This is a genomic window from Sulfitobacter sp. (genome assembly GCF_039977885.1).
In the GTDB taxonomy this organism is placed as follows: Bacteria; Pseudomonadota; Alphaproteobacteria; order Rhodobacterales; family Rhodobacteraceae; genus Sulfitobacter.
The window spans coordinates 57350-74931 of the sequence record NZ_JBDWCI010000007.1 but is presented as its reverse complement, the minus strand read 5'-3'; the positions used below and the strand labels follow the sequence as shown (position 1 = coordinate 74931).

General features: G+C 58.4%; 20 protein-coding genes. 11 read left to right on the top strand and 9 right to left on the bottom strand.

The genetic code is table 11. The features are described 5' to 3' along the window. Positions 1-2: 2 nt before the first annotated feature. Both ABJM03_RS03805 and ABJM03_RS03800 read right to left on the bottom strand, forming a co-directional pair. On the bottom strand, positions 3-329 hold the full coding sequence (locus tag ABJM03_RS03805; RefSeq protein ID WP_348415689.1) for an AzlD domain-containing protein: 327 nt from the start codon (positions 327-329) through the stop codon (positions 3-5). Beyond that, positions 322-1041, bottom strand: a complete 720-nt coding sequence (locus ABJM03_RS03800) for an AzlC family ABC transporter permease (RefSeq protein WP_348415687.1) — start codon at positions 1039-1041, stop codon at positions 322-324. Before ABJM03_RS03800 ends, ABJM03_RS03805 begins: the two co-directional genes overlap by 8 nt. Positions 1042-1094: 53 nt before the next feature. Between ABJM03_RS03800 and ABJM03_RS03795 the strand changes: the two genes are divergently transcribed. The 4 genes from ABJM03_RS03795 (at position 1095) to glp (ending at position 5290) form a co-directional block, all read left to right on the top strand. Beyond that, the gene (locus tag ABJM03_RS03795) at positions 1095-1976 is read left to right on the top strand and encodes a formate dehydrogenase accessory sulfurtransferase FdhD (protein ID WP_348415686.1); all 882 of its coding nucleotides are present in this window, start codon (positions 1095-1097) and stop codon (positions 1974-1976) included. A 121-nt stretch (positions 1977-2097) separates the two neighbouring features. Next, positions 2098-2700 (top strand): molybdenum cofactor guanylyltransferase MobA, encoded by a 603-nt coding sequence (gene mobA / locus ABJM03_RS03790; protein ID WP_348415684.1) that lies wholly within the window; start codon positions 2098-2100, stop codon positions 2698-2700. Further along, positions 2697-3188, top strand: a complete 492-nt coding sequence (mobB, locus tag ABJM03_RS03785) for a molybdopterin-guanine dinucleotide biosynthesis protein B (RefSeq protein ID WP_348415682.1) — start codon at positions 2697-2699, stop codon at positions 3186-3188. Before mobA ends, mobB begins: the two co-directional genes overlap by 4 nt. Then, positions 3185-5290: a gephyrin-like molybdotransferase Glp gene (gene glp / locus ABJM03_RS03780; RefSeq protein WP_348415680.1), complete on the top strand. Its 2106-nt coding sequence runs from the start codon at positions 3185-3187 to the stop codon at positions 5288-5290. The genes mobB and glp overlap by 4 nt, the downstream gene beginning before the upstream one ends. A 29-nt stretch (positions 5291-5319) precedes the next feature. On the opposite strand, the gene ABJM03_RS03775 is transcribed toward glp, so the two are convergent. The 3 genes from ABJM03_RS03775 to ABJM03_RS03765 all read right to left on the bottom strand — a co-directional run bounded on the left by ABJM03_RS03775 (position 5320) and on the right by ABJM03_RS03765 (position 7370). Then, entirely contained in the window at positions 5320-6360 is a 1041-nt protein-coding gene (locus tag ABJM03_RS03775) for a hypothetical protein (RefSeq protein ID WP_348415678.1), read from the bottom strand. Between the two features lie 14 nt (positions 6361-6374). Next, positions 6375-6845, bottom strand: a complete 471-nt coding sequence (greA, locus tag ABJM03_RS03770; RefSeq protein WP_348415676.1) for a transcription elongation factor GreA — start codon at positions 6843-6845, stop codon at positions 6375-6377. A gap of 144 nt (positions 6846-6989) precedes the next feature. Beyond that, entirely contained in the window at positions 6990-7370 is a 381-nt protein-coding gene (locus ABJM03_RS03765) for a VOC family protein (protein ID WP_348415674.1), read from the bottom strand. Positions 7371-7457: 87 nt separating this feature from the next. On the opposite strand from ABJM03_RS03765, the gene soxR reads away from it, so the two are divergent. The 4 genes from soxR (at position 7458) to ABJM03_RS03745 (ending at position 12423) form a co-directional block, all read left to right on the top strand. Then, a complete protein-coding gene (gene soxR / locus ABJM03_RS03760; RefSeq protein WP_348415672.1) occupies positions 7458-7922 on the top strand; it encodes a redox-sensitive transcriptional activator SoxR in 465 nt (154 codons plus the stop codon). A 130-nt stretch (positions 7923-8052) separates the two neighbouring features. Beyond that, a complete protein-coding gene (locus ABJM03_RS03755; RefSeq protein ID WP_348415670.1) occupies positions 8053-9705 on the top strand; it encodes an electron transfer flavoprotein-ubiquinone oxidoreductase in 1653 nt (550 codons plus the stop codon). Positions 9706-9917: 212 nt separating this feature from the next. Further along, positions 9918-11639, top strand: a complete 1722-nt coding sequence (locus tag ABJM03_RS03750; protein ID WP_348415668.1) for a tetratricopeptide repeat protein — start codon at positions 9918-9920, stop codon at positions 11637-11639. Beyond that, positions 11629-12423: a 4-(cytidine 5'-diphospho)-2-C-methyl-D-erythritol kinase gene (locus ABJM03_RS03745; protein WP_348415666.1), complete on the top strand. Its 795-nt coding sequence runs from the start codon at positions 11629-11631 to the stop codon at positions 12421-12423. Before ABJM03_RS03750 ends, ABJM03_RS03745 begins: the two co-directional genes overlap by 11 nt. On the opposite strand, the gene ABJM03_RS03740 is transcribed toward ABJM03_RS03745, so the two are convergent. Then, positions 12416-13414 (bottom strand): polyprenyl synthetase family protein, encoded by a 999-nt coding sequence (locus tag ABJM03_RS03740; protein WP_348415664.1) that lies wholly within the window; start codon positions 13412-13414, stop codon positions 12416-12418. The two genes, ABJM03_RS03745 and ABJM03_RS03740, sit on opposite strands and share 8 nt — an antisense overlap. 55 nt (positions 13415-13469) lie before the next feature. Here ABJM03_RS03740 and ABJM03_RS03735 point away from each other — a divergent pair, with 55 nt between their 5' ends. The 3 genes from ABJM03_RS03735 (at position 13470) to ABJM03_RS03725 (ending at position 14695) form a co-directional block, all read left to right on the top strand. Continuing rightward, the gene (locus tag ABJM03_RS03735; RefSeq protein WP_348415662.1) at positions 13470-13685 is read left to right on the top strand and encodes a DUF2007 domain-containing protein; all 216 of its coding nucleotides are present in this window, start codon (positions 13470-13472) and stop codon (positions 13683-13685) included. Next, a complete protein-coding gene (locus tag ABJM03_RS03730; RefSeq protein WP_348415660.1) occupies positions 13682-14422 on the top strand; it encodes a methyltransferase domain-containing protein in 741 nt (246 codons plus the stop codon). Before ABJM03_RS03735 ends, ABJM03_RS03730 begins: the two co-directional genes overlap by 4 nt. Before the next feature lie 108 nt (positions 14423-14530). After that, entirely contained in the window at positions 14531-14695 is a 165-nt protein-coding gene (locus tag ABJM03_RS03725; RefSeq protein WP_348415659.1) for a DUF465 domain-containing protein, read from the top strand. Here ABJM03_RS03725 and ABJM03_RS03720 read toward each other — a convergent pair. From ABJM03_RS03720 to phbB, 3 genes are all read right to left on the bottom strand, one after another. After that, the gene (locus tag ABJM03_RS03720; protein ID WP_348415657.1) at positions 14676-15563 is read right to left on the bottom strand and encodes an EamA family transporter; all 888 of its coding nucleotides are present in this window, start codon (positions 15561-15563) and stop codon (positions 14676-14678) included. The genes ABJM03_RS03725 and ABJM03_RS03720 overlap by 20 nt on opposite strands. Then, positions 15560-16498 carry a transcriptional regulator GcvA gene (gene gcvA / locus ABJM03_RS03715; protein WP_348415655.1) on the bottom strand — a complete coding sequence of 313 codons (939 nt, stop codon included), beginning with the start codon at positions 16496-16498 and terminating at the stop codon, positions 15560-15562. Before gcvA ends, ABJM03_RS03720 begins: the two co-directional genes overlap by 4 nt. A gap of 323 nt (positions 16499-16821) precedes the next feature. Then, positions 16822-17544 (bottom strand): acetoacetyl-CoA reductase, encoded by a 723-nt coding sequence (gene phbB / locus ABJM03_RS03710; protein ID WP_348415654.1) that lies wholly within the window; start codon positions 17542-17544, stop codon positions 16822-16824. Between the last annotated feature and the right edge of the window lie 38 nt (positions 17545-17582).

Below are 17582 nucleotides of genomic sequence, written 5' to 3'. Positions count from 1 at the left end.
TGCTAACCGATCAGATACAAAAGCGCGTATAGCGTCACAGCCCCGCTGAGAATGGCAATCAGAACATTCTTGGTCACCAACCCGACCAAAAGTGTAACCGCCGCTGCGGCGGCCCGTGGGATATCAAAGCTGCCGCCCGTGGCTGTGGGCCAGATGACCTGAGGTGCCACAAGCGCGGGCAGGATCGCCACCGCTGTGTAGCGCAGGTGCCGCAGCAGCCATGCAGGCATCGGGCGATCGCCCACAAATCCGGTAAACACAAAGCGAAGTCCGAAGCTGCCTAGGCCCAGCAGAAGGATAACGGTCCAGAGTTGGGTCGTCTCAGTCATTTTGCGTTTCCCGTTTTTCCATCAAAAGCTCGGTGTGTGCCCCTGCCATCATCCCCGCGATCCCTGCGATTAACAGGCCTAGCGAATAGGGGATGTCGGCCGCGATCAAGGCCACGACGACAGCGACAAAGGCGGCAACCAAATGGGCCAGCGTGCGAAACATCGGCGCGATCATGGCGAGGAAAGTAATCGGAAGTGCGAAATCCAACGCAAGACTATCGGGTACTTGCGCCCCCAAAAGTGCGCCGACCAATGTGAAAATATACCACAAAGGCACAATAGGAGTCACCGCACCTAGGAAAAAGCTGACACGCTCGGGCACGGTCATGTCCGGCTCTTTCTCGAATTTGGCCACGCCTACGACATAGGATTGATCGACCGTCATATAGGCGCAAAGGGCGCGCTGCCACAAAGGCGCGGCACCCAGATAGGGGGTGAGCGATGCCGAATACATCGCCATCCGCAGGTTCACCGCTAAAGCGGAAAGGATCACAATTGCGGTAGGTGCGTTGTCTTGCATCAATTGCAGTGCTGTGAATTGTGCTGCACCCGCAATAACCACAACCGAGAAGGCCATCGTTTCGAATACGTTCAACCCTGCTTCTGTGGCAATCACGCCAAACAGGGTCGAGAAGGGGATGATCACCAACACAAATGGCAGGCTGGCAATAACACCTTGGCGATAGTAGGATTTGCGACTGGTAGAGGTCATGGGATGCCCTTAGATTACCTGTACTGCGTAGCGTGTTGCCGAAGGGGGCGCAATTGTCTGAATTAAATGATTTGTCAGAGTACCTTATCGCACCGGACCCGAATGCCACACGCCTCACGCGGGCTGTGACCGGCACGGACCATACGGGCGCGCGCCAACAGATCAATGTGGTCGAGGAACGGCCCTTGACGATCTACCTCAATAGTCAGGAAATCGTGACGGCGATGACCATCGGTGATTACCCCGACTACCTTGCGTTGGGCTTTTTACGCAATCAGGGCATGGTGAGCGCTGAAGACGAGATCACCGGCGTGGACTATGATGAAGAGCTTGAGGTCGTTGTGGTGCGCACAGCACGGCAGACCGACTACGAGGACAAGATGCGCCGAAAGACCCGCACCAGCGGTTGTGCGGTTGGCACGGTGTTCGGCGATATGATGGAGGGGTTGGAGGGCGTTGTCCTGCCGCGAACCCCAGTGCGGACTTCGTGGCTTTATGCACTGTCGGCCAAGATCAACCGCACGCCTAGCCTTTATCTACAAGCGGGGGCAATTCACGGCACAGTGCTGTGTCAGGGGGATCGTCCACTGGTGTATATGGAGGATGTGGGGCGGCACAATGCAGTGGACAAGATTGCCGGCTGGATGCTGTCCGAAGGCGTTGGCGCGCAGGACAAGATTCTCTACACCACAGGCCGTCTGACATCGGAAATGGTGATCAAGACCGCGATGATGGGCATTCCTGTGCTGGCCTCGCGGTCGGGTTTTACCGCATGGGGCGTCGAGATTGCGCAGAAATTGGGGCTGACACTGATTGGCCGGATGAAGGGGCGGCGGTTCATCTGTCTCTCTGGCGAGACGCGGCTTTTGCGTGACGCCGATCCTGACAGTATTGCGGATGAGCCAAAGCGCGCAGGCCGAAAGGCATCCTCATGAAGGATGCGCAGTTGCAGCTTGCGTTGGCTCCAGCCGCAGCCAGAGTTCATGAGGCGATAGCCCTTGCCGGACATTCTGTTCTGAGTGGCCGGTGTGGCGATCAATGGTGGGAGGCAGCGTGATGAAACAACCACTTGGGGTGATCCTTGCAGGCGGACAAGCCACGCGGATGGGCGGCGGCGACAAGGGCTTGCGGATGCTGGGCGGGCAAAGCCTGCTTGCACGGGTAGAGGCGCGGCTTGCGCCGCAGGTGGGCGGGATGGTGTTGAATGCGAACGGGGACGCCGCGCGCTTTGACGCTGTGGGCCTGCCGGTCGTTGCAGACAGTATCGAAGGGTTTGCCGGACCGCTCGCCGGAGTGCTGGCGGGTCTCGACTGGGCTGCAGAGCAAGGGGCGGATGCGATCGTGACGGCGGCGGCTGACACGCCGTTTTTCCCGTGCGACCTGGTGCCACAGCTCTTGCTGGCGGGCGAGGGGATGACACATCCGCTTGTGCTTGCCGCGACGCCTGACGCGACCCGTGGCCGTGCGCGCCATCCGACCTTTGGTCTCTGGCCGGTGGCGCTGCGCGATGATCTGCGGGCAGCTCTGCAAGGCGGGCTGCGCAAGGTGGTGTTGTGGACACAGGAACACGGCGGGCGCGAGGCGCTTTTCCCTGATGAAGATGCGTTTTTCAACGTCAACACGCCGGATGATCTGGCCCGTGCGGAGGCTATGTTATGAGGGTTTTTGGTGTGGTCGGCTGGAAGAACGCGGGCAAGACCGGCCTGATGGAGCGTTTGGTGACCGAAATCACGGGACGTGGTTTCACTGTCTCGACTGTGAAACACGCGCATCACAACTTCGACGTTGATCATGAGGGAAAAGACAGCTTTCGGCATCGTACGGCAGGGGCTTCACAGGTATTGCTGGCGTCGCGTAACCGGATTGCGCTGATGCATGAGCTGCGCGGCGCGCCCGAGCCGCCTTTGGTGGAGCTGCTGGCGCAATTGGCACCTGTCGATCTGGTGCTGGTTGAGGGATATAAACGCGATGCCCATCCAAAGGTCGAGGCCCACCGTGCTGTCACGGGCAACCCGCTTATCGCGCCCGAGGATCCGACCATTCGTGCATTGGCTTCGGATACGCCGCTTGCGCTGGACCGTCCTGTTTTCGATCTGAATGATACGGTCGCCATCGCTGATTTCATCCTTGCCGAGGTGGGGCTGTGAGGGCATTCGATACCATCCTTGTCGTGGATTGGTCCGCTGGCAAGCGGGCAGGGCCTACGCCGCGCAAAGATGCGATCTGGTTGGGTGTCACGCGTGACGGGCGGTCTGATATGCCGCTGTATTGCCGCTCCAGACAGGATGCCGAAGCGCAGATTAGCCAACTCATTCAGGCCGAGCAGGCGGCTGGTCGGCGCGTGCTTTGCGCTTTTGATTTTCCCTTTGGCCTGCCACGCGGATTTGCACGCCATGTGACCGGTTCAGATGATCCATTTGGCGTTTGGGATTGGTTTGAGGCACATATCCAGGATGCTCCTGATGGCACGAACAACCGTTATGATGTGGCCGAACAGCTTAATGCGATGTTTGCAGGGCAGGGGCCATTCTGGGGCAAGCCGCAGGCAGATAAATGGCCAGGGGTCCCGTACCGCAAGGAAGGGATCGTCTTTGATGTGATGTCCGAGAAGCGGGTGTGTGACGCGATCTCCAAGGCCTCTTCTTCGGTTTTCCAGCTCGCTTTTCCGCCTACGGTGGGCGGGCAGATGATGATGGGTTTGCCGATGCTCAATCGCCTGCGCCGTTTGGCTGGCGTGGCTGTCTGGCCATTCGATGCATGGCAGGATGCGCCTGTGGTGCTTGCCGAAGTTTGGCCCGGTGTGATCGAACCCGCGGTGCGGGCGCAGATGCAGGGCAATGACGAGATCCGCGACCGTGTACAGGTGCGTTTGCTGGCGAATGCATTGGCGCGGTTGCCTACCGTTGATTTGGAGCAGCACATGGGCGACGTCCCGCTCGAAGCACAAGAGGAAGCCTGGATTTTGGGCGCGGGCCTGTCCGAGCGGCTGAGCGCGCTGGCGCTGGATGTGCCCGTGCTGCGCAATGACTGCTTTGCCTTACCGCAAGGGGTGCATTGGACCCCCGTGGAGGAGGCGTTGGCGTTGCTGCGTGCGCGGCTGGTGGCTGTGACACAAGAACAGGTTGTTCCCTTGGCGCAGGCGTGCGGCCGCATCGCCGCGCGGGATGCGGTTGCCGCACGCGCCAATCCTCCGCTACCCAATACCGCGGTTGACGGCTACGGTTTTGCCGGAGCACGGATGGAAGGACTGCACCGGTTGCCGCTTGTTCAGGGGCGTGCAGCGGCAGGGGACGCACCGGCAGATGTGCCTGAAGGTTATGCCATTCGCGTGCTCACTGGCGCTGCTTTGCCCCGCGGGGTGGATACGGTTATTCTGCAAGAGGACGTCAACGTTGCCGAAGGGCATGTCAGCTTTAGCGGTGCGGTGAAGCAGGGGGCCAATACCCGCAAGGCCGGCGAAGACGTGGAGGCGGGTGATGTCATCCTGCGCGCAGGCCGGATCATAACACCTGCCGATCTTGCGCTATTGTCGGCCACTGGCCTCTCCGAGATCGCGGTGCGCAAACCATTGCGCGTCGGTGTCCTCTCCAACGGGGATGAGCTGGTAGAGGCGGGAGAGATGGCCGCCGACGGTCAGATTTATGATGCCAACCGGCCCATGCTGTTGGCTCTGCTTGAGGCGTTTGGCCATACGGCCATCGATCTGGGGCGGGCACCGGACAACCGTGAAGGGCTGCGTGCACGGCTTGATATGGCAGCGACGCAGGTAGATGCAATTATCAGTAGTGGCGGCGCATCCGCAGGGGACGAGGACCACGTTTCAGCCCTGTTGCAAGAGGCCGGTACCATGGCGCTTTGGCGCATCGCGATAAAGCCGGGCAGGCCGCTGGCGTTGGGCTTGTGGGACGGAGTGCCGGTATTCGGCCTGCCGGGCAATCCGGTGGCGGCGATGGTCTGTAGCTTGATCTTTGCGCGTCCGGCGCTGGCGCAGCTGGCAGGGGCCGCTTTCCCCGAGCCCCAAGGATTTATGGTGCCTGCGGCCTTTGTCAAACGAAAGAAAGCAGGCCGGCGGGAATATCTGCGTGCACGCCTGCGCGGCGGTGCCGCAGAGGTTTTTGTCTCTGAAGGGTCGGGCCGTATATCCGGGCTCAGCTGGGCCGAGGGGCTGGTCGAACTGGACCAGGACGCCCGCGATATCGCACAAGGGGATCTGGTACGGTTTGTACCGTTCAGCAGCTTTGGACTGTAACGCGTGCGTGCGGCTAGGCGGGGAAGCGGTTAGTCGAAGGTTCCGGCGACCCGACCCAGCAGCATAAAGGCCCGCGCACTGCGCGTGTCTGCCATCGCCGAAACTTCGGCATCGGTGGCCACTTTTTCAAAATTCGAGAACAATTTGTCAAAGCGGCGCAAGAAGTGGTGCGCGGCATCGCGAAAAATCGGGTCTTGCTTCATCCGCCCAGCGGTCAGGGCCAGCGAAGACCGGTCACGGATACCGCCCAACGCGGCAATCGCACGGCCACGGGTGCCTTGACCGAACATGCGCCAAACCTCGGGTCGTGCACGGTCAGGACGTAGATCATCCATATAGATACCATCCTGGCTGAGCAGGGTCAGAATATCCTGAGCGGCCTGAATAAGCTGGGCCGCTTGGCGGTCCTGCATGGCGCGGCGCAGGGCGGCAAAGCCTTCTTCGTCCTCGGCGGTTTCGGGGAAATTCAGCGCGCGGATCAGGTCGTCGCCCTCGACCGGCGGCACCATGTCGGTGCTTTGGGTCCCGAGGGCCAGTGCTGGTTGATCATCGGCTGGCGTTGCCGCTGCTGGCGGCGCGATGGCGCGTGGCGCTTCTTCGCGGCGCGTAGAGAATGTGGCAAGGGCCGTTTCGGTTTTGCGCGTGGCGGCGGCAATCTCGTCGAGCTTTTTGTTTACGGATGTTCCAGCGTTTCCTTGCTGCTGGGCAATATACGCGTGGCGGATGGCATCAATCGCGGCCTGCAAGCGCTGGCTTTCTTCACGCATAACACGGCTGGCGCGTGCGGCAGTCGCCCCGACCCAGATCATCGCGACCGGCATGAATATGGCTAGCATCGTCATCAAAAACCGCAGGCCGCCTTCTCCTTCTGGGGCGGGCGCGCGAGGTACAAAGACGAAAAAGATCAGACATGCCAGAAGCCATACGGCCGACAGGATAACAGCGGTGATTTCGATCCCCGTTACACCGCCGCGGCGGTTTTTGTCATAGATGCCAAGCGGCGTCGGACGGCCGGAGGAGGCTTTACCGGTCGCGGGCCGAGGGCTTGGAGGGTCCGTGATTTCAGTCATGCTGCGTGCTCCGCTCAGGCGTAGACGATTTTGAGAACCTCATAGGACTTCAGGCCCCCCGGTGTGCGCACTTCAACGCTGTCACCTTCATCCTTACCGATCAATGCCCTTGCGATGGGCGATTTGATGTTAAGCATACCGTTTTCGATATTGGCCTCGTATTCGCCAACAATCTGATAGGTTTTCTCTTCTTCGGTGTCTTCGTCGACCAGTGTCACACGGGCACCGAATTTGATCGTGCCTGACAATTTAGCGGGGTCGATGACATCAGCGAGGGAGATCACACCCTCAAGCTCTTTCACGCGACCTTCGATAAAGGACTGTTTTTCCTTGGCGGAGTGATATTCGGCATTTTCGGACAAATCGCCATGTTCGCGCGCCTCTGCAATCGCAGTGATGATGGCGGGACGCTCAACAGTTTTGAGGTGCTTGAGCTCGGTTTCAAGCGCGGTGTGACCCGCGCGGGTCATAGGAATCTTTTCCATTGCAATCATGTCCGTCATACTAAGGCGCGCCCCGAAGGTATTTCGGGGCGCGTGTTTGGGTCTGCAATACCTGACCCAACTCGGGCAACAAATGCAAGTGGATAAGGGGCCCGCTCTGGCGTGGTTTCGCCGAGGTAGGCGGATTTAGTCGTATTGCACCACTTCATATTCGATGCCGTCGTCATCCTGAAAATAAAAGCGCCGACCGGGTTCATAGTCTTGGTGGCTGTGTGGTGCGAAACCGTGATCGCGCACGGCGCTTTCGGTCGCATCAAGGTCTGTGACCACGACCGCGATGTGATTGAGACCTGCAATGCCGGTGTAGGTATCGGGTTTAGGGGCAGGCTTAATTGCGGGGGTATATAGCGCGAGATAGCAATCATCAGTGCCCACATGCACGCTATGCCCGCCGTGAATGGATGCGCCCTCCCATCGAATGTGCCAACCGAATAGTTTGACCATCCATGCGGCGGTCGCGGCAGTGTCTGAAACGGTATAATTTGCGTGTTCTAGTCGTGCGGTCATGGGGTCGTTCCCTTTCAAAAATGATGTGACCCTCAGAGAGGTAATTGCTAAACTTAACTTTAGGTCAAGGTAATTCTTGGAGGTCGCATGGCACTGAATGAGGGGCTTACCATCGGCGCGTTGGCGAGGCGCACGGGGCTCGCGGTTTCGGCAATCCGCTATTACGAGGCACAAGGCCTGATCAAACCATGGCGCAACGGGGGCGGGCAACGCCGGTTTGCGCGCGCGGATTTGCGTCGGTTAAGTTTTGTCATGATTGCGCAGCAACTGGGGTACAGCCTGCCCGAAATCCGTGCGCTGCTGGAAGGGTTGCCACAGGGCCGTACACCGACCAAAACCGATTGGGCAAAGTTGAGCGCGGGTTTTCGTGAAGCTTTGAATGCGCGGATTGATACGTTGACGCAATTGCGGGACAATCTTGACGGATGCATCGGTTGCGGCTGTTTGAGCCTCGAGGTCTGTGCGCTGTATAACCCCAAGGATTCTGCCGCCGATCGTGGGCAGGGGCCGCGCTATTTGATGGGCGATAGGCCGGCAACGCGGGCAGGTTAGCGCCAACAGAAAATGCGATTTTTTCGAAAAGGGATTTCGATAGGGGTTTTAACGCCTCGTCGTGATTGCCAAGACGCCTTACAGTCGCTACCCAATTTTAAACCGTTTTTACGCGAAGGGAGCGCTGGGTATGGCTGAGATTGAACGCGAAGCGATGGAATATGACGTTGTGATCGTCGGGGCAGGCCCTGCGGGTTTGTCCGCGGCCATCCGGCTGAAACAACTTGATGCGGACTGCAATATCGTCGTGCTTGAAAAAGGCTCGGAAGTGGGCGCGCATATCCTGTCGGGTGCCGTGCTTGACCCTTGTGGCCTGAATGCGCTGATCCCTGACTGGAAAGAAAAAGGCGCGCCGCTGAATGTGCCGGTGATTGAGGATAACTTTTACGCTCTGGGTGCGCAGGGCGAAATCCGCATCCCGAACTTTCCCATGCCGCCGCTGATGAACAACCACGGCAATTACATCGTCTCGATGGGCAATGTGTGCCGCTGGATGGCCGAGCAGGCCGAAGAAATGGGCGTGGAAATCTTCCCCGGTATGGCCTGTTCCGAAATCGTCTATGGCGAAAACGGTGAAGTCAAAGGTGTGGTTGCCGGCGAAATGGGCGTCGGTCCTGATGGTACGCCCGGCCCAAACTATGAACCGGGCATGGAGCTGCACGGCAAATATGTCTTCCTCGGCGAAGGTGTGCGCGGCAGCCTGTCCAAGCAGGTGATCGAAAAATACGATCTGGCCAAGGGCAAAGAGCCACAGAAATACGGCCTTGGCATGAAAGAAATCTGGGAAATTGATCCCGCTAAGCACAAAGAGGGCTCTGTCACCCATACGATGGGTTGGCCTTTGGGTAAGAAGGCGGGGGGTGGTTCGTTCATCTACCACCTCGAGAACAATCAGGTCTATGTGGGTTTCGTGGTCCACCTTGGTTATAAAAACCCGCATGTTTTTCCTTACATGGAATTCCAGCAGTTCAAACATCACCCGATGGTGGCCGAGCTTCTGAAGGGCGGCAAACGCGTGGCCTACGGCGCACGCGCGATCACCGAGGGCGGATATCAATCCATGCCCAAGATGGTGGCCCCCGGTGTGGCGCTGCTGGGCTGTTCGGTGGGTATGGTCAACGTGCCGCGCATCAAAGGCAATCACAACGCCATGCTGTCCGGCATGGCCGCGGCAGAGGCCGCTCATGCTGCGATGGCTGCGGGCCGCTCGGGTGATGAGCTGCCTGAGTATGAGACCGATGTGCGCGAGGGCGAGATTGGCAAGGACCTGTATAAGGTGCGCAACGTAAAGCCGCTGTGGTCCAAGTTTGGCCTGACGGCTTCGCTGGCCATTGGTGGTTTCGACATGTGGTGCAACACGCTGTTTGGTGGTTCGCTGTTGGGCACGCTGTCGCACGGTAAATCCGATGCCGAGGCGACCGAACCTGCAGACCAGCATGAGAAGATCGACTATCCTAAACCCGATGGCACGCTCAGCTTTGACCGTCTGACCAATGTGGCTTTCTCCTTTACCAACCACGAAGAAAGCCAGCCCGCGCATTTGACGTTGAAAGACGCCAGCGTGCCGGTTGAGGTGAACCTGTCCAAATACGCGGGTCCCTCGGCGCGCTATTGCCCTGCGGGTGTGTATGAGTTTGTCGAAGAGGCAGGTAAAGACACGCGTTTTGTCATCAACTTCCAGAACTGCGTGCATTGCAAAACATGCGACATCAAGGATCCCAGCCAGAATATTGTCTGGACCACGCCACAGGGGGGCGATGGGCCGAACTATCCCAATATGTGATCGGCTTGGGGTTATTGAAATACTCAGGCGTTGTCCGGCGAGGTCGGACAGCGCCTAGGGTTTGGCGCTGGTCGCTGTCGCGCTTGTATCCATAAGCATATTCCCGCCTTCACGGTCCGGGCAGCTCTTCACGGGGCTGTGTGTTCGCCCTGCTACCATTGCACAGGCGCGCAAACGTGCTAGCCTAGCGAAAACAGCCGAGGCCAGAGCATATGAAGAATTTCCTGAACACCGTGAGCGCCGCCGCCCTTGGATTTGGGGTGCTATTAAGCGCGCCGCTGAGCGCCGAGACATTGTCAGGCGCCTATCTGGCCGGACGCAGTGCCGCAGCCAATAATGATCTAGCCGCTACTGCTGCCTATTCTGCAGCGGCACTTGCCCGCGATTCAGGCAATGTTGCGCTGATGGAAAATGCTATCCATGCATATCTGGCATTGGGAGAGTTCGACCGCGCAAAGCCATTGGCCGAGGCATTGTTGTCCGAAGGGCAGCGATCGCAAGGGGCGCGGATGGTGGCGACCGTAAGGCTGATCGACGACGGCGAGTTTGACGCATTGGCCCAACGTGAAGTGCAAGCCGAAGGTATTAGCCCTTGGGTCGATGGGTTGGTCAAAGCATGGGCATTGATCGGGACCGATGACATCGACGCCGCAATGGCACAGTTTGATACCGTGTCGACCGATGCAGGCATGAGGGGCGTTGTCGCCTACCACCGGATGCTTGCCCTTGGCACGCTTGGCCGGTACGCCGAAGCCCAAGCACTGTTCGAGACAGGTGCCCTTGGCACAACTGCTCGCACGCGGCGCGGTGTGATTGCCTATGTCGAAATTCTGTCCCAGCTTGACCGCAATGCGGATGGCGTCAAAGCAATCACAGAAACCTTCAACGGTGCCACCGATCCCGAACTTGACGTGGTGATTGAGCGGCTTGAGTCCGGTGAAAAACTGCCCTTTGCAACGGCTCCGACGGTGCGCGCCGGTCTAGCAGAGGTGTTCTATACCTTCGCTTCGCTGTTGCAGGCCGAGCAGGCCAGTAATTATTACACGTTGCTTTACGCCCGGGTCGCCCGCCACCTGCGCCCTGATCACGTGGATGCGCTTTTGTTGACGGCGGAACTGTTGGAAAGCCTTGGACAGAACGAGCTGGCCATTGCTGAATACCGCTCTTTGCCCGCGGATGATCCCTCTTATCATGTGGCCGAATTGGGTCGCGCAGCGGGCCTGCGCCTGTTGGGTAAGGTGGATCAGGCGGTCGAGGTATTGGAGCAGCTGACGCGCAGCGACAAGGAACTCGCGGTGGCCTACTCTACGCTTGGGGATATTCTGCGCAGCCAGAATAAAGAGCCTGAAGCCATTGCCGCCTATTCACAGGCGCTTGATTCAATCACGCAAGAGGACCCGCGCGCATGGTTTTTGCATTTCTCGCGCGGCATTGCATATTCGCGGAATGGTCAGAATGTAGAGGCCGAAGAAGACTTCCGCGCGGCGCTTGCCGTCAATCCGGACCAGCCTCAGGTGTTGAATTATCTCGGGTATTCGTTGGTCGAAGAACAACGCAAGCTGGATGAAGCGCTTGATATGATCGAGCGTGCGGTCGCTGCCAGCCCTGATAGTGGCTATATCGTGGATAGCCTCGGGTGGGTTTATTACCGTCTGGGCCGTTACGAAGAAGCAGTCGCGCAAATGGAGCGGGCTGTAGAGCTGGAGGCAGTGGACCCTGTGGTGAATGACCATCTGGGCGATGTCTATTGGGCCGTGGGCCGCAAACGCGAGGCACAGTTCCAGTGGCGGCGCGCCCTGTCGTTTATCGAATTCAGCACCTCTGACACCGAAGCAGAACCGGACCGTATCCGCCGTAAGCTTGAAATCGGGCTGGATGCTGTGCTTGAGGAAGAAGGGGCCGCGCCGTTAGAGCAGGTCGCCCATGACGACTGAAGGCTTTGCTCCTGCAAAGGTAAATCTCGCGCTGCATGTCACGGGTGTTCGGGACGACGGGTATCACCTGCTTGATAGCCTCGTGGTGTTTGCGCAGATCGGAGATCGTCTGACGTTTAGCTCTGCGCCCGATATGCAGATCACGGTCGATGGCCCTTTTGCCAATGGCGTCCCATGTGATGCGCGCAATCTGATTTGGCAGGCGGCTGAAATTTCCGATTGGACGGGGCATGTCCATCTGACAAAGAACCTGCCGCATAGTGCGGGCATCGGTGGCGGCTCTGCTGATGCGGCGGCTGTGCTGCGTGCCTTTGGCGGTCACGAACGCGCCGCCAGCCTTGGCGCGGATGTACCTGTCTGTCTGAGCGCGAAACCCCAACGGATGAGCGGTATTGGCGATGTGTTGACACCTGTCGCCCCGCTGCCGGCGCTGGAGATTATCCTGATCAATCCCCGCGTCGAGGTGCCTACAGGCACAGTGTTCAACGGTTTGGCGGAAAAGCAAAATGCGCCCATGCCAGAGGTCTTTCCTGAATTCGGTTCGGCCGGGGGGTTTTGCCAGTGGTTGCGCGCACAGCGCAACGATCTCGAGGCTCCGGCACGCCATGCAGCCCCACAGATCACCGAAGTGCTTGCCGCGCTGGACACCGCGCTTTTGGCGCGGATGTCAGGCTCTGGTGCGACGTGTTTCGGGCTTTACCGCGAGGGCGCAAGCAAAGAGGCAGAGCGGCTGCGCCGGCTGCACCCTGATTGGTGGATCGCCGCAGGCAAGCTGCTTAGCTAAGGCGGCTGACCACGTAATCGGCCAGATCGATCAACATATCCTTGATGTCATGCGCCGGCAGCGGAGCAAGGGCGGTTTTGGCGCGGCCGGCCCATGCTTTTGCGTCTGCCTGTGTTGAAACCAGCGTGCCGTGCTTGTGCAGCAATTCCAAAGCATGCTCGAGATCGCCGTCTTCCTGTTTGCCCTTTTCAATGGTCCGCTTCCAGAACGCGTGTTCTGTCTCATCGGCCAGTGCCACGGCCTTGATGACGGGCAGAGTCAATTTGCGTTCGCGGAAATCATCGCCGATGTTTTTACCAGTGGTGCCCGTGTCGCCCTGATAATCAAGAAGGTCATCGACAATCTGGAAGGCAATCCCGAGCGCGTCACCATAATCATACAGTGCTTTCACGATGGCCTCATCGGCATCTGCGATCACGCCGCCGACTTCAGTCGCCGCAGAAAACAGGGCGGCTGTTTTGCCGCGCACAACCTGAAGATAGGTGTTTTCATCGGTGGACAGGTTTTGCGCTGCTGTCAGTTGCAGAACTTCGCCCTCGGCAATGGTCGCGGCGGCGTTTGACAGGATCTGCATCACCCGCATTGAACCCGGTTCGGTCATCAACTGGAAGCTGCGTGCGAACAGATAGTCACCCACCAGAACCGATGACTGGTTGTCCCACAACAGGTTCGCCGTGGGCCGCCCGCGCCGTTGTTTACTCTCATCCACCACATCATCATGCAATAGTGTCGCGGTGTGAATAAATTCGACCGTGGCGGCCAGATGGATGTGAAAGGGGCCGGTATAACCGCATAGTGTGGCCGCAGCGAGCGTCAGCATGGGGCGCAAACGTTTGCCGCCTGCACCCACCAGATGGGCGGTGACCTCGGGGATGCGCGGGGCGTGTTTGGACGCCATCCGCTCGCGGATCATTGTGTTGACAGCTTTCATATCAGTGCTCAGCACAGCGGCGAGACGGTCATGGGGTTTGTGGCTTTGCGGGTTGCTCATATTTCTCGCATCCTGGCGCTCGACAAGGGGGCACGCCCCGGATTACATCATTACTATGAAAGAACTTTTGCGCAGCACTGACCCTACGATCATCGCCTTTGCCTCAGCTCTGTTGCAGGGCGAGGATATAGACTGCTTTCAGATGGACGTAAATATGAGCATCCTTGAAGGTGGAATTGGTATTTTCCCGCGCCGGTTGATGGTGCATGAGGACGATCACGATGCCGCTTTGCGCGTCATCCAGGACAACGAGATTCCTCTGGGCCGGTGAACGATAGCAATCTGACCCATGACGCCTTTCTGGGCGGGCTGTTGCACCTGTGGCAACCCAGGGCGGGATACCGTGCAGGTGTCGATCCTGTTCTTCTTTCTGCTACAATTCCAGCGGCTTATGGTGAAAGTGTGCTTGAATTGGGCTGTGGTGTCGGGGCGGCGGTGCTATGTCTTGGGGCGCGGGTGCAGGGGCTTGATCTTACCGGGGTTGAGCGTGAGCCATCCTATGCTGCCTTGGCCCGTCGTAACGGGGGGGATGCGCTCGAAGTGGTTGAAGCGGACATCGTCTCGCTACCGCTTACGTTGCGTCAGCGACAATTTGACCACGTTCTTGTGAACCCGCCCTACTGGCGGCGCTCGGCCTCGGTTGCCGCGCATGACCCTTTGCGTGAAACTGCATTGGGAGAGGTGACACCGCTGGCCACATGGATCAGCGTCGCCGCCAAGCGTCTTGTCCCGCGCGGATTGCTGCATGTCATTCACCGCGCCGAGCGGCTGCCGGATCTTTTGGCTGGATTGCCAAAGGATATGGGGAGTATCGAAATTCTGCCCATTGCAGCGCGCACGGGGCGCGCGGCCGAGCGTGTGATTATGCGCGCGCGTAAATCGGGGCGGGCGGATTTCCGGCTGCACGCACCGCTTATTCTGCACCGCGGAGCTGACCATCAAGACGGGGATCAATACACAGAGCAAGTGCGTGCCGCCCTGCGTGGCGGTTCTATGCTGGAATTCTAACCTGCGTTAAGCAACTATTTACCACCTCTCATGTTATGCTGCATGGCGGCGTGACTTTGAAAATAGATCATGCTTCACTAACCTCACACTTTAACAACTGGAGGAAGTATGGCCCTAACATCACATCTCGAGACGTTGAAAAAGAAACACCGGGACATGAGTGAGGCGATTGACGTCGCCCAACGTGCACCTGGCATTGACGGCCTTCGACTGGCCGACATGAAAAAGCAAAAACTCCGCCTGAAAGAAGAAATTAACCGTTTGTCGAATTAGCAGACGTTTGTTTGAGACTGGTGCGCGCGGCGATGGCTGCCCCGCCGGTGATCAACAGAGCGGCCCAAAGCAATGTCATGCTGGGGGCCGCGACCCCGACGGTAATAAGCACGAGCGTCGATAGCAGGGGGGCCGCATACGAGCTGGTACCAAGCAGTTGGATGTCGCCCTTTTTACAGCCGATATCCCAGACATAAAACGCAAATCCTACGGGCCCTAACCCCAAACCTGCAATGCTGGCCCAACCAAGTGTTGTGGAGGGTAAGACGGTTTGTTCGAAAAACAGGTGCAGGGGCAGCGATAGCGCACTGGTGCCAAGGCAGAATATGGCCACGCTCGCTGTTGGTGCCTCGCTGACACGGCGGGACAGGACGGAATAGCTTCCCCATGTAAAGGCGGCCATGAGAGCCAGTAAATAGCCTGTCAGCGACGCGCTGCCAAAACGGGTGCCGCCGCCCGTAATGATCAAGGCAGCCCCGGCAAAGCCCAGAACTGCACCGATGATGTGCCCGGCGCGCAGCTGTTCGCCCGGTAGGAGGCCGGAGAAAATCACGATGAGCAGGGGCCACAGATACGCGATCAGCCCTGCTTCTGCCGCAGGGGCTAACCGCAGTGCGGAAAAATACAGCAGATGATAAGCGAATAACCCCAAGGTCCCAAAGATATACACCCGCAAAGGTACCTGTCGCATCCGATCAAGGCTTTTTGTTGCGATGGCCCAAACCAGCCCCACAATCCCGCCGATCCCGAAGGCCAGCGTATTGAGCAGTAGTGGCGGTGTTGGTGCGGAGCCGACTGTGAACAGGGCCAGTAAGGCCCAAAGCAGGACAGCCATAAAGCCAATAGCGGTTGCTTGCATGCGGTTCATGAGACTTTAAAATCCAATAAGGTAAGGTTGTCGGTGATATGTGCCGTTTTTTCGATTTCGGTAACGATCCAATCGCGAAAAACAGCGATTTGCGGGCGTTTTTCCATCCCTTTGATGCAAAGAAAGCTGAACCGCCCGCCGGTGCCGATCGCCGTGGGGAATGGGGCGACCAATCGGCCCTCGTCAAGGTCTTTGACAACCAACGCGCGGCGCCCCAGCACCACGCCGACGCCTGCCAATGCCGCATCCAGCGCGTGATCGGCCTGTGAAAACCTTGGGCCGTGTGTTGGCGTAAAGGGGGTGCCCATTGCCTCGAACCATTCGGGCCATCCTACTTTCTTGGGTAGAAAGTTAAGTGAATCGTCAAATATGATCGGCGCTTTTCTCAGGCTCTCGACGGTGGGATAGCGTTTGGCCAATGCGGGGGCCATGACGGGCATGACCCATTCCTCTGCCAGCGGCAGGGCATAAAGTTCGGGGCTGGTAGTGTCGCCAAAGCGGATGGCCACATCCACATTATCGCGCGATAGATCCATCCGGTGCAGACCTGCGGCAAAGCGCAGTTCGACCTCGGGATGGCTGCGTGCAAATTCATACAGGCGCGGCGCAAGCCATTTGGCGGTGAACGCGGGGCCAGCGGTGACAGTAAGGGTTTGTGTGTCTTGTGTGCGCTGCGCTGCACGCCATGCGGTCGCCAGTATCTGAAATCCCTCGGCGGCCCCTTGGGACAGGGCGATACCTGCCTCGGTCAGCTCAACCGCGCGGTTGAGCCGGTGGAACAATGGCGCGCCCAGATGTTCCTCAAGTGACTTGATTTGAAAGGATAAAGCGGCCGGGGTGACGTTCAATTCATCGGCTGCCTTTGTGAATGACATATGCCGCGCTGCGGCATCAAAGGCGCGTAATGCAGTGAGAGGAGGCAGGCGAATTGGCATGGCTCAGTTAAGTACAGCTTAACTGAGGCTTTGAAAAGTCTCGTTTGTCACAGACAGGGTGGAGGCGCATATTAGGTTCAAGAAAGACACATTGATCCGAACCGGGTCGCACACTCAGGAGATCGACATGTTGGAAGCCACAACAAACCCCGCCGCCCGTACCGCAATGAACAGCGCCCATGCTGCACGTGGCCGCATGTTTGCCGATTTTATCGCTTGGTTGCGTGGATAAGGTTTTCCGCTGGCCCCGTGCACAGGGCCTTACGGAATGCAAAAGGGCCGGTAGCATCTGCTACCGGCCCTATTTTTATGCTTTCTCGAAGTCAGGAGAAATACTGGGCCCCGTTGGCAGAGATCGTCGAGCCGTTGATAAAGCCCGCATCATCAGAGACAAGGAAAGACACTGCACGTGCAATTTCCTCCGGCTCTCCTAAACGGCCTGCCGGGATTTGCGCGATAATGCTCTCTCGCACTTTTTCGGGTACGGCCATCACCATATCGGTGCCGATGTAGCCAGGGCAGATTGCATTGGCCGTGATATTGGCGCGCGCGCCTTCTTGGGCCAAAGATTTCACAATACCCAGATCGCCCGCTTTGGTCGCGGCATAATTGACCTGGGCAAACTGACCTTTCTGTCCGTTGATCGACGAAATCACGACAACGCGGCCGAACTTACGTTCCCGCATGCCTGGCCAGATCGGGTGTACGGTGTTGAAGACGCCGGTCAGGTTGGTGTCGATCACGTCATTCCATTGCTGGGGGGTCATTTTGTGGAAAGGCGCGTCGCGGGTAATCCCTGCATTGGCGACAACCACTTCGATGGGGCCAAGATCGGCTTCGACTTGGGCAATACCTGCTTTAGAGCTGTCGTAATCGGCCACATTCCATTTGTAGGTCTTGATGCCGGTCTCGGCCGTGAAGGCCGCAGCGGCCTCGTCATTGCCGGCATAGGTGGCCGCGACGGTGTAGCCTTTGCTTTTGAGTTCCTTGGAAATGGCGGCCCCGATCCCCCGGCTGCCTCCTGTGACTAGTGCGACGCGCGACATGTGATTCTCCCGATGGTTCTGGTAACGTTATTGTTCTG